Annotated in this window: 11 protein-coding genes and 1 pseudogene; all 12 read right to left on the bottom strand. The window is 73.4% G+C overall.

Annotated features, from left to right (window positions below; genetic code table 11):
- Entirely contained in the window at positions 1-711 is a 711-nt protein-coding gene (locus IG99_RS26465) for a hypothetical protein (protein ID WP_037677801.1), read from the bottom strand.
- Positions 708-1,025, bottom strand: a complete 318-nt coding sequence (locus IG99_RS26460) for a hypothetical protein (RefSeq protein WP_037677799.1) — start codon at positions 1,023-1,025, stop codon at positions 708-710. Before IG99_RS26460 ends, IG99_RS26465 begins: the two co-directional genes overlap by 4 nt.
- A 2-nt stretch (positions 1,026-1,027) precedes the next feature.
- The gene (locus tag IG99_RS26455; protein ID WP_037677797.1) at positions 1,028-1,825 is read right to left on the bottom strand and encodes a hypothetical protein; all 798 of its coding nucleotides are present in this window, start codon (positions 1,823-1,825) and stop codon (positions 1,028-1,030) included.
- A 43-nt stretch (positions 1,826-1,868) separates the two neighbouring features.
- Entirely contained in the window at positions 1,869-3,044 is a 1,176-nt protein-coding gene (locus IG99_RS26450) for an AAA family ATPase (RefSeq protein WP_051865899.1), read from the bottom strand.
- Complete coding sequence (locus IG99_RS26445) at positions 3,041-4,888, bottom strand: ATP-binding protein (protein WP_051865898.1); 1,848 nt, start codon at positions 4,886-4,888, stop codon at positions 3,041-3,043. Before IG99_RS26445 ends, IG99_RS26450 begins: the two co-directional genes overlap by 4 nt.
- On the bottom strand, positions 4,885-5,742 hold the full coding sequence (locus tag IG99_RS26440; protein WP_037677795.1) for a hypothetical protein: 858 nt from the start codon (positions 5,740-5,742) through the stop codon (positions 4,885-4,887). Before IG99_RS26440 ends, IG99_RS26445 begins: the two co-directional genes overlap by 4 nt.
- A 22-nt stretch (positions 5,743-5,764) precedes the next feature.
- Complete coding sequence (locus IG99_RS26435) at positions 5,765-7,012, bottom strand: JAB N-terminal domain-containing protein (RefSeq protein ID WP_037677793.1); 1,248 nt, start codon at positions 7,010-7,012, stop codon at positions 5,765-5,767.
- Complete coding sequence (locus IG99_RS26430) at positions 7,002-8,783, bottom strand: ubiquitin-conjugating enzyme family protein (protein WP_037677791.1); 1,782 nt, start codon at positions 8,781-8,783, stop codon at positions 7,002-7,004. Before IG99_RS26430 ends, IG99_RS26435 begins: the two co-directional genes overlap by 11 nt.
- Positions 8,780-9,862 (bottom strand): HesA/MoeB/ThiF family protein, encoded by a 1,083-nt coding sequence (locus IG99_RS26425; protein ID WP_051865896.1) that lies wholly within the window; start codon positions 9,860-9,862, stop codon positions 8,780-8,782. Before IG99_RS26425 ends, IG99_RS26430 begins: the two co-directional genes overlap by 4 nt.
- A complete protein-coding gene (locus tag IG99_RS26420) occupies positions 9,862-10,698 on the bottom strand; it encodes a hypothetical protein (RefSeq protein ID WP_037677789.1) in 837 nt (278 codons plus the stop codon). Before IG99_RS26420 ends, IG99_RS26425 begins: the two co-directional genes overlap by 1 nt.
- Positions 10,695-11,114 carry a hypothetical protein gene (locus tag IG99_RS26415; RefSeq protein ID WP_037677787.1) on the bottom strand — a complete coding sequence of 140 codons (420 nt, stop codon included), beginning with the start codon at positions 11,112-11,114 and terminating at the stop codon, positions 10,695-10,697. The genes IG99_RS26420 and IG99_RS26415 overlap by 4 nt, the downstream gene beginning before the upstream one ends.
- A gap of 232 nt (positions 11,115-11,346) precedes the next feature.
- Positions 11,347-11,577: pseudogene (locus tag IG99_RS52030) on the bottom strand (effector-associated domain EAD1-containing protein); the annotation flags it as partial.
- Between the last annotated feature and the right edge of the window lie 127 nt (positions 11,578-11,704).

Raw genomic sequence — 11,704 nt, 5'->3', positions numbered from 1 at the left:
TCACCCCGCCACGGTGGTGTCGGGGAGGGGCAGCCAGGCCGTACCGCCCAACCGCAGGGCCGCCCACTCCTGCCACTGGGCCAGCACCTCGGCACGGGCGGCCGACTGGTCCTGGCGCGGCCGGTGCGCGGCGCCGAACAGCGCGGCGGACACGTCGAAGCGGCCGATCCGGTCGGCCGTCTCCACCCCCCACTCCAGCAGCCGCAGCCGCTCGATGCGCGAGGACACGGTGAGGATTCCCTGCTCGACCTCCGCCAGCAGCCCCAACAGCATTCCGGTGCCCACGGCCCGACCCCGGCCGCCGCCTTCCACGGTCCAGCGGTACAGCGCTCGCGCGAGGGCCAGCCGCAGCAGCGGAGCGGGTGCGGTGGGCGGGGTGCGGGCGGCGGCGGCCAGCAGCGGGGCGGCCGCCTCGGTCAGGTCGGCGACCAGCAGTTCCCATCCCGCCTCCAGCGGGCTGCCCGTCTCCTGCCAGCACCGGGCGGCCCGGTCGGGGCGGCCGAGCAGCCGGAAGCAGCGGGCGGCACGCTCCGGGTGGCCGGCCCTGCGGTAGGTCTCGGCGGCGTGTTCCAGATCGCCCGCGCGGTGGTAGGCGTCCGCCGCGCTCCAGCGCCAGCCGAGCGTGTCGTAGCAGCGGGCCGCTTCGGCGTGCGCGCCCGCCTCCGCGTAGGCGCGGGCCGCTCGCAGCAGCAGATGGACCCTCTTGCTCACTGCGCGCCCAGCTCTCCCGTCTCGACGTCGGGTTCGGACTCCTCGCTCCTGTTGCTGACCGGACGTATCCGCGACCACCGCGTGGGATCGAACGGGACGCCGGCCACCACCGGCCGTACCTCCTCGACGTCGGGCCGGCGGGCGGTGACCGCGCCGATCTCCGCGCTGATCCGGTCGTGCTCCGCGTCGTGCGCCGCCCCGCGCGAGCGGGCCCCTTCCGTCCCGTCCGCCTCCTCCGCGCCGATGTCGTCGATCTGGAAGAGCTCCACCTCGCCGGAGACCGTGTTGAAGCGGAAGCGCACTCTGACCCGCATGGCTAGCTCCCCATCTCGAACTCGACGGCGATCGAGTCCTCCGACTCGTCGACCTTGACGGCGCGGGCCCCCTGCTCCCGTGCGAAGGCGAGCAGCGCCTCCCGGTACGCCAGCGCCAGTACGGCGTTCACCGCCCGCAACGCCTCCTGCCCCAGCTGCTCCACCCGGACCCGGTTGCGGGCGTCGAGTTCCTCGCGCACCCGGGCCCGCTCGGCCTCCAAGTGCGCGGCGGCGTCCGCGGTGGCCGCCTGCCGTACGCGGTCCTCGGCACCCCGCTCAGCGACCGCGGAGGCCTCCTGGGCGCGGCGGCGCACGCCGGCGAGCAGCGCCCGCGCGTTGCGCTCCGCCGCCGACTCGGCGATCCTGCGGGCCTCCGCGTCGGCGGCCCGCCGGGTCCTGCCGCGGTAGTTGTCGTCGTAGTAGCGGCCCTCGCCCTCGCCGTGCGCCACGTCCGTGACCGTGCCGCGCAGGGTCTCGGCCGCCACCCCCTCGGCGCGCGCGGTGTCCGTCAGCCGGGCCCGCACCACGAGCGTGCCGTCCGCCGACCGGTATGTCACCAGGCCGTCGGCGAGCGGCAGTTCATGGGCGCCGTCGCTCGTCTCCCGCCAGTGCGGATCCCGGGCGAGGGCGGCCTCGAAGACCGCGCGGGTGCGGTCGCCCAGGGTGCCGCCGAAGGGGTAGGAGATCTCCAGTTCGCTGACGACGGTGTCGCTGAGGGCGACCCGGCGCTCCAGCTCGACCTGCCAGGCCTCGGCGACCTCCCGCGTCGCGGTGACTCTGACTCGGCGTGGATTGCACATGTCCTGTCGGCTCCCCCCGTACGGGGCCCGGTCGCTTCCCCGCTCAACGGGGAAGGAACTCAAGCGTGTTGGTGATGATAGTGCCCAGTTCGTCCCGTGCGGCCCCATTGCCCGGATGATGTGCCTCCAGCTCCCGCCGCAGTCTGTTCAGGCCGCGCAGTGTCGCCTCCGTGGCGGCGGGGGAGGGGTCCGATCCCAGTCGGCGGAACAGGATCCGGGCGTCCGCCAGGACGGCCTGCGGGTCGCGCCCCCGTGCCTGCCGCGCGCCGTCGTCACCGCCCAACCGGCTCACCGCCTCCGCCACCACCGGCTCGTGCACCGGATCGGACCAGAAGTGGCGCAGCGGCCACAGGTCGCCGGGCACGGCCCGCACCCGCTCGTCGAGCATCGCGGCGGCCGCCACCAGCCGGGTGCCGCGGATGATCCGCCGGTCCGACAGGGCCACCCCCTGCCCGAGCAGTTCGCGGATCAGCGCCTGGTAGGCGGCGGTCACCCCGCTCAGATCGACGCGGGCCGCCTGGCGGCCGAGCCGGTCCAGGGAGTCCTTGTCGACGTAGGTCTGCCCGTCGGCCCGCTGCGCGGCGTCCGGCGGTGGCGGTGCGAAGTGCGCCGCGAGCAGGTCCTCGAGGCGGCTCTCCGCCACCGGTGTCACGTGCAGCCGCAGCAGGAACCGGTCCGCGAAGGCCAGCAGGGACGGGTCGCGGGGCAGTGTGTTGGCGGCCCCGATCAGGCTGATCAGCGGCACCTTGACGGTTCCCCCGCCGTGCCGGAACAGCCGCTCGTTCATCACCGTCAGCAGCGTGTTGAGGATCGGGCTGCCGCACTGGAACACCTCGTCCAGGAAGACGATCGACGCCTCCGGCAGCATGCCCTCGGTGCGGACCACGTGACGGCCGTCGCGGAAGGCGACCACGTCCATCGGGCCGAACAGCTCGGCGGGCTCGGTGAAACGGGTGAGCAGCCGGATGAAGGGGTGGGTGCCGAGACCGGCCGCGAACCGGGACACCAGATCGGTCTTGCCGGTTCCGGGCGGGCCCAGCAGCAGCACGTGCTCCTGGGCGACGACCGCGATCTTCAGCAGGTCCAACGCCTGCCGACGGCCCGTGAAATGCAGCTCCACGCTGCGGCCGAGGGTGTGCAGCGTGCGGATGGCCCGCAGGTCCTCCGCGTCCCAGCCGAGCTGTGCCGGACCGGCGCCGGCGGCGGGGGGCGACGTCACTGTTCCGCCTTGCGCTGACGGCGCTCGTGCTGGATGCGGCCGACCAGCTTGCCCATCTGGAGCGCGGTGGGCGGCCTGCGGTGCAGGTTCTCCTCGATGGCGGCGTCCCGCATCAGGGAACGCAGTTCGTCTCCGTTCCAGAGGTCGGTCGCGCCGCTGATCAGTTCCAACAGTTCGTCCTCGATCTTCACGTGGTAGCGGCCCGCGTGGTGCCGCAGGATCTGACGCCGGGCGGCCAGGTCGGGCAGTTCGATGTGGATGCTGCGGAACCGGCTGGGCCGCTGGAGGGCCGCGTCGATCATGTCGATGCGGTTCGTGGTGCCGATGACCAGCATCTGCACCTCGGGACGGAAGCCGTCCATCTCGGTGAGGATCTGCGCCACCACGCTGTTGCCGACCCGCGTGCCGCCGTCCTGGCGATTGCTGCGGGCCGAGGCGATCGCGTCGAACTCGTCGAAGACGATCACCGAGGGCGCGCTGCGCCGGCCCGCGGCGAACACCTCGCGCACCATCCGCTCGCTCTCACCGACGTACATGTTCAGTACCTCGGGGCCCGAGACGACCTGGATGGTCGCGTCCATGATGTTGGCGATCGCCTTGGCGAAGAGCGTCTTGCCGGTGCCCGGCTTGCCGTGCAGGATGAAGCCGCGCGGCACCAACTCACCCCGCACCGACTCCAGTTCGGCGGGCAGTTGCCGGGCGCCGGTGACAATGGCCAGGGCCTGCTCGATCTCCCTCTTGACGTCGTCGTAGCCGCCGATGTCGGCGAGCGTGACGTCGGGCACCTCGAACATGGTGGACTGCTTCGCCTTGAAGGAGCGCAGGGTGCCCCGCAGGTCCCGCACCGAGGGGCGGCCGCCCTCGGGACGGGGCTCGCTGTGCACCTGGTGGGCGTAGCGCATCGCCTGACGCATCCGCACCGGGTTGAGACCGGCCACGTGCTTGTGGAAGTCCCGAGGGCTGAAGTTCTCGAAGCAGTTCGCCTCGTCCGCCGTGACCAGCGCGACGCCGAGCGGGACCCTGGGGGCGTCCGGCCGGTGCGGCACCGGGACCGTGGGCGGGACACCGGAGATGGAGACACGGACGCTGAACCGTTCGGCGAGCACGTGCGGCAGCGGCAGCGAGGTGTCGGCGAAGGCGAGCACCAGCCGGTCCGGGTACTCGTACAGCAGCTCCACGAGTTCCCTGGCCTCGGCGTGCCGCCCCAGGTCCTGGCCGCCGCAGAGCAGATCGAGATGCGGCAGGACGATGACGTCCCCGTCCTTGTGGCGCTCCAGCAGGCCGCGCAGCTGGGTCAGCCGGTCGGCGCGGACGCCGGCCTCGGCGCGCAGGGGGTCCACCATCCCTGACAGCACGGCCACCTCCTGACCGGCCGGGGGATCCTCGACGGCCGCGGCGGCCGCGCCCTGCGGGTCCTCCAGCAGCACCGGACGGAGATCCGCGCTCGAGGTCATCTCGGTCCACAAGTGGGTGACGACCAGCTTCTCGGTGACGACGAGGACCGGCAGGCCGTTGCGCAGCAGCGAGGCCACCTGCTCGATGTGCTCCCAGTAGGCGAACCGCACCGCCTGACCGTCCCTCAGCTCGGCCGGATGCTCCGCCTGCCGGTCCGGCACCGCCTCGGACGGTCCCGCCCCGGACTCCGTACGGCCCTCCACCACGCAGTCCGGCGCGAACCGTTCCCACGGCAGGTCGAACAACTCCTCCGGCACGTCCTCCACGAGCCGGTAGCCGCCGGAGGCCAGCACGTCCCGCAGCGACAGCGTCGGGGCCGCCCCCAGCAGCTCGTTCCGTTCGGCCTCGGAACGGGCCACCACCTTCACCTCGTAGGGAATGTCACTCACCGGGCCGCCAATCGGGTCAGTTCGGTACGGGCCAGCACGCCCCGGTGGATCCGGCACAGCTCCAGGGCGTCGTCGTAGCCCTCCAGCAGCGGTCGGGCGCGCAGCTCCGTGCCGTGGCGGTGGGTGAGCACCGCCAGCGGCCGCCACCACTCGGCGAGCGCCTCGGCCTCGTCCACCACCCGGCCCGCCCCGGTGTCCCGCTCGTCGGGGCCGGGCGGCACGGGCCCGACACCCGCCAGTACCACGGTGGCGTGGGCGGTACGACGGCGCAGTTCCGGCCCGTGGTGCAACAGGGCCGTCTCGTACACGTCGAGGACCCACCGCCGTTCCTCGGCGGTGTACCGGCGGCGTTCCAGCAGCCGGGCGCGCCAGCGCGCCGTGCGCGGGCCGGTGGGCGGGGGCGCGAGTGCGGTGGTGACCGTCGTACGGCCCTCGGGGTGACCGAGCAGCCGGTCCAGGACCTGCTCGGCGGCCGCCTCGGCGCCGGGCGTGGTCGCGGGCGCGCTCAGCAGCCCGGTCAGGGGTGAGTGGCGCAGCAGTTCGTCGCCCAGTCTGTCGTCGGGCGCGAGCGCCGGGTCACCGCAGGAGCGGACCCGGCGCACCAGACCGTGCCGGGCCAGCAGATCCGCCGCGGAGTCCGGAGCGGACACGTCCAGGGCCATCCCGGCCACCTCGGGAACGTGCCGCAGGGCCACGGCGGTGGCGAGCAGCAGCGCGCCGAGCCCGGCGGGCCCGCCGTCGCCCAACGGCGGGGCGGACAGCCGCAGCCGGGCCGCCGTCACCGCGGCCAGCCGTTCCACCCCCGCCACCGGGTCGCCGTCGTCCCCGGGCCGCGGTCCGGCGGCGTCGGACACGGACGGTGGGGGGCCGGCGCGGTCAACGGCGGCCCAGCGAAGGACGCGTGAGACGGTAAGGGGCAGTGTCGTCATCCCGGCTCCACAGGGGGCACGCTTCCATGGAGTTCTCGGAGCGGCTGTAGCAGCGCACGACGCGGCGGCCGCCCGAGATGTTGATCAGTGCGGCGACCTGCCAGGGGCGGCGGAAGGTGGCCCGGTGCAACTCGACGTCGGTGCGGGACAGTCCCATCCCGCCGACCGCCGAGAACAGATGCGTGTGGTACCAGCCGAGCAGCTGGTCCTCGGGATGACGCTCCTCCATGACACGGCTCATGGTGCGGAAGGAGTCCCCCGTGAACGTGAAGTGCATGTGCGAGGCCCCGGAGTGCTCGGCCGGCAGCACATGTTCGACGATCACCACATGACCGTCCGCGCTGTCCGGTCTGCGGTACACCTTGCCCAGGAGGAAGCCGCCCTCCTCGACCTCCAGGGACAAGCGCAGGTCGTGCTCCAGCAGCCGCTGGACCCGCGGCGTCAGCAGCACGGTCACCGGCCGCTCCTCCAGGTGCTGTGGCAGCCCCGCACCGTGCCGGTCGGAGGAGCTGATCCGCGGCGCCTCCGGCTCCTCCACCCGGCGCACACCGAACGACAGCCGCGAGGAGCGGGTGACGTCCACATCGGCGGTGCCCGTCACGACCGGCGGCAGCCGGGACGCGTCCCGGCCGTCGAGCGGACCGCCGCGCCGCCGACGGTCGTAGGCGTCGTAGCGGTCGTACGGGTCGTAGAGGTCGTAGCGGTCGAAGTCGCCGTAGTCGCCGTAGTCCGCGCGGTCCTGTTGGCCGCGCCGGGCCGCCGAGTCGCGCTGGGCGACGGAGTCGACGCGGAAGGACCAGCGCGGCGCGGCGGGATCGATGCTGCGGGCCAGCGCCGCGAGCACCGGACCCAGCAGCCCGGTCACCGAGTGCGGCTGCTGGTACAGCACCCGGTCCCCGACGTGCGCCAGCACCGTCAGATGGCCGAAGTCGGGACGCAGGTTGACGATCTCCGGCGGCCCCTCGTAGCGGTCCCGGCCCTCGATGTCGTGGAACAGCAGGACGAAACCGAAGTCCGGATCCCGTGCGTGCTCGCGCAGTTCACCGGCCAGCACCGCCTCCAGCAGGGGCACCATGGGCAGCCGCTCGGCGAGATGCCCTGTGCCCTCGCCCCAGAACAGCTCGACCTGGGGCTCGCGGCCCAGCTCCAGACCCCCGTCCGGCGGCCACCTGCGAGGGCCCTCGTCAGGCGCCATCGCCGACCACGTCCGCTTTCCGCAGCCGCAGGGCCCGTACCCGCAGGCTGCCGGCGTCCCCGTCCGGGTTCTCCCGCGCCGGTGCCGACGGCACGCCACCGATGTCCTTGATCATGCCCTCCCCCTTCTCGGAGGCGGCCCACGCCGCGGCGCGCGCGTTGAACCACCCCTCGCCACCGTCATTGTGGGAGCGGACGTCGTACGTGCGGTAGCCCGCGATGTCGACCAGCATCTGACACAGCCTCCCGAAGTCCATCGTCGGCCGGTACGCCCGGTTCAACGGTCCCAGACACACCAGTCCGTCCGGGGCACCCGGGGGAAATCCGGGTGGCCTCTCGGGACCCAGGATGTTGGGATGGAACACCGGTGTCTGCCACACGGCCACCGGCGCGCCGTACGGGAAGTCCGGGCCGAGCAGGATGGTCACCGTGTGCGAGGGCTGGGGCATCGGGAGCGTTCCGGGGGGCGCGCCCTCGGGCGGGGGGCGGAAACCCAGCGCATCGAAGGAGATGTCGTAGACCGTCGGGAACTCCGAATCGTCCATGTGGTCGATCCGGAAGCTGTCGCCGTGCTGCTGCGCGTACCGCAGGATCTCCCGCTTCACCCGCAGGATCGCCCGGATCCGGCTCTGCGGCGCGCCCGCGCCGGCGGTGCTCTCGGGCGACACGCGCAGTGTGTCGCCGTCCCGCACGCCGGAGTCGTAGAGCGTCTGCGACAGCGGGTCCAGCTCCACCCAGTCCCCACCGGGCACCGACCGGTCGACGACGGTCCGCCGCCGCCGCGCGAGCCGCTCACGCAGGGCGCCCTCGCCGAACCCGAGGACGGCGGCCGCGATGTCGTGCCCCGTCGTGGTGGAGGGGACGTTGTCGAACTCGTACGGCTGCTGGTCGGGCCCCAGGGCGTGCAGCTTGCGGAAGATGTGCGGCCGGTGCCCGTGCACCTGCTGCAGGATCTCCAGGTCCGAGGCTCCGCGGTCGCGCAGCGTGTTCCGCAGGGCCGTGACCCGCTCCGGCGGCAACGGCTCGGACAGCAGCATCGCCACCTGGCCCACCGGGGCGCCGGCGCCGGAGCTGACGAAGAGCACCTGGGCGGACAGGTCCTCCTCCTGCACGGCCATGATGAAATCACCATGGTGGCTCACCGCGATGAACACCAGCGTGTGGAACTCGGTGGGCGCGGCGGGCTCGGGGTCCGGCGGGGTGGTCGGTGTCTGGATGGTCTCCTGAGGGTGCGGCCGTCCCGGGTGGGGCTGTTGGGGCTGCTGGGCGTGGTACGGGCCGGTGAACGGCGGGGTGCCCCGGCCCGGCGGGAAGCCCATGCCAGGCGCGGCGGTCGTCGGGTCCGGCGGCAAAGGTGCAGCGAAGTAGCCCTGGGGCGGCGCCTCCGGTGTCTGTGCCTGGTACTGGGGCGGCATGGGCGGTGCGCCGTACTGCGGGTAGCCCGGGTGTGGCGGCGGGGGCGGGGGCTGCGCAGGCATGTGACCGCCGCCGAAGTGGTTGGCCTGCGGGGCGGACAGCGACCAGTAGGCCTGCTGGAGCACCGGGTTGCCCGGGTAGGCGGGGGCGATCTGACGGATCAGGCTGTCCTCGCCGTCGACCAGCACGCCCCTGTCCAGCAGCTTGCGGAGTTTGGACCAGAACAGCTGTGGGGCGGTTCTGAAATCGAGCCGGTGCATGGGAAAGCGGAGCGAGGCGAGATACATCCCCGCTTCCTCCGGAGTCACCGTCTCCTCCAGCTCCCGGTACAGCGCGTCCCTCAGGTCGTCTCTCATGCGATCCCCCCGTCCCCGGCCAACTCCAGATACCGCAGTCCACTGCCGTCCCGCCGCGTGACGGCCAGCACCTCCGCGGGAGCCACTCCGATCTCGCGCAGAGTGGCCTCCGGCGGCGCCGCTCGCAGCCGGAACGCCGCGGGCAGCGCGTTCGGCGGCTCGTCGGCGGCCCGGAAACCGGCCCAGCCCAGTGGTTCCTCGTCCGGACCGGTGTGGGCGAGCAGCGCGCTCACCGGGGCCTCGTGGCCGAAGGGCAGTCGCCGGACGTCGTCCTCGTCGATGTGCTCGTGCAGTGGGCAGTCCTCCCCGGGTGTGTTCATGGAACCCCTGACGGAGACGGGCAGCGCGGAGCCGTACGCGTCGATCCGCAGCGGCAGCCGCTCCACCGGCAGGCCCAGCAGCAGCCGTACGGCGTGACCGGCGAGCCACGATCCGACGAGGAACGACACCGGGGCACTCGCGCCGACCGGCAGCCCGGCGGCGAGCGGCGCGGTGCACGACCAGGGGCTGTCCACCAGGGCCAGCTCCTCGGGGGGAGTCCCGCACGCCCAGCACCGGCCGCCGGGCGGGAAGTACGTGACCTGTCCGCCCCAGTCGTGGGTGCCGCCGTCGAGCATGGCGGCGCCGACCAGGTTGCAACGGGAGGCGAGTTCGATCCGTGCGGCCCGGCTGTCGAGGCAGCTCACCACCAGTGCGGCGGCGCGCAGTTCGCCCAGGCCGACGCCGGAGACCAGGGGCGCGGTGCGGGCCTCGGCCCGTACCTCCGGGGCCAGGCCGGTGAGCGCGGCGGCGGCGACCCGCGCCTTGGGGCGGCCCACGTCGTCGACGCGGAAGAGCGGACAGCGGCTGAGATTGCTCGGGGCCACCACGTCGGGGTCGCAGAGCAGCAGACGGCCGACACCGGCGAGGGCGAGGGCCTGCGCGACGACGTTGCCGAGCGCGCCCACGCCGATCACGACCACGGTCGCCGAGCCCAGCAGGTCCTGCCGCCAGCCGGTGACCAGGGCGTGGCGGGCGTAGCGCGACTCCTGCGGTGGGCCGTCCGGCCGGGCCGCGGAAGTGGGGGACGTGTCGGTCATCAGCCGCCGCCCCCTCCCGGACACGGGGTGGTGGTGTTGTGGGCCTGCCACTCGTCGTAGCAGAGGTTTCCCCGCTCCGGATCGCGGTGGATCGCGCACTTGCAGTCGGGCCGGCCGGGGGAGCAGGGGCAGTGGATGACGAGGTCTCCGGGCCGGAGCGTCATGGCGCAGACGAAACAGTCGAACCGCCTGGGCGGCCCGCCTCCGAAGCCCGCGTGCACGGCGAGCAGTTCGTGGCCGGGCGCCAGACGCACCGGGTGCATGTCGCGGGAGGGCGGGTTGGTCTCGTCGAGCCCGCGGTGGAAGTCCGCCGCCAGTCGCGTGGTGTGCGTGTCCAGGGTGCCGGCGTTTCCGCAGCCCAGCAGTCTGCCGCGGTGCCGAAGGGCGAACGAGCCGTTCGCGGGGTCGCGGTCGACCACGACCTCCTCGCCGAGCCGGAAGGTGTGGTGGCACTCGGGACAGGCCTGCTCCTCGCCGAGCGCGAACAGCAGACGGTCCGTCACGACCGTCGTGCCGCCCTCCGGCCGGTCGGCTCCGGCGTCGGAGTCCGGGTCGTCCGCGCCCCCGGCGAGCCCGAGCTCGAACTCGGCGGCCAGTCGGCTGCGGCCCTCCGCCCCGTCCTCCCCGCCCTCGGGCCGGGCCCGCTTCCGGTGCGCGGCCCAGTCGACCCCGCCCCACCTGCCGGCCCCCCAGTCCCCGGCGGCCCAGGAGGCGTCGAACCGGTGGGTGTCGGCCCGGTCCGCGTCGGCCGTCCGTGAACCCTCGGGTGGCGACGACGCACGGTCGGGCGGCGGTGATCCGCCGTCCGGCAACGGCAGGGGCGTCGATTCGCTCATTGCTGGGAACCTCCGCCGCGGTGGCCCCGCACGATCCGGAGGCCCTGCGCGTCGCCGGCTGTCATGGTGACCTGGGCGACGCCGAGCGCGAAGGCGTCCGGGACCGGTCTGCCCCGGTGCAGGGCCTCGTAGAAGATCCGGCTGAAGGCCCGACCGTCGCGGTCGCGGAGCGGCACGGTAGCGCCGATCGAGAAGTCGGCGCAGGAGCGGAAGTCCTCCAGGTCACGCCCGAGATGGCAGCTCGTGAGAACGAGGCAGTGCACCCCGCCGACCGCCGAGAGCGCCGTCGCCAGCCACCCCGTCCGCACCGGGGCGGTGCTCCCGCCCGGCCCCTCCATCAGCAGGTGTCCGTCGGGCGAGCCGTGCCCGGCGTAGTGCAGGACGTCCGGGCGCTCGGCGTCCAGGGCCGGCACCACGCCGTCGCCGCGGGCCGCCGGCGACAGCCCGGGTCTCGCCGGTCCCGGTCCCGACAGCCTTCGTGTCGACAGCCCGGGTCTCGCCGGTCCCGGTCCCGACAGCCTTCGTGTCGACAGCCCGGGTCTCGCCGGTCCCGGTCCCGACAGCCCCCGTATCGACAGCCCCGGTCCCGACGGTCCCCGTCGCCGCCCTCCCGGTTCCCTCTTCGCGTCGCTTCGCGAGAAACGTCCGCACCGGGGTGATGCCCGGATACTCCGCCAGCACGGCCTCCAGCAGTTTCTCCAGGTCGAAGGGGAAGGCGCCGTGCTCCGTCAGCCGGCAGACGTGGTACCACCTGACGAGCGGAGCGACCTGGTCGGGGACCCGGGACAGACTGCCGCCGAGGAGCTCCACCACCAGACGTGTCTCGGGGACGCCGGGATACAACTCGGCCAGGACGGCCACGATGCCCTCCCGTTGCATGTCGGCGGCCGAAATCGGCTCCACACGCCCCACCCCCCGTTTTTGCCCGTGTCCCGAACAGCTTGGCACACGACATCACGCCAAGTAACGGTTCCTGCACAAAACGTCTCGCTCGGCGTTCCGTTTG

The organism is Streptomyces griseus subsp. griseus (assembly GCF_000720255.1).
In the GTDB taxonomy this organism is placed as follows: domain Bacteria; phylum Actinomycetota; class Actinomycetes; order Streptomycetales; family Streptomycetaceae; genus Streptomyces; species Streptomyces griseus_I.
This window is presented reverse-complemented; position numbering and strand designations above follow the sequence as displayed.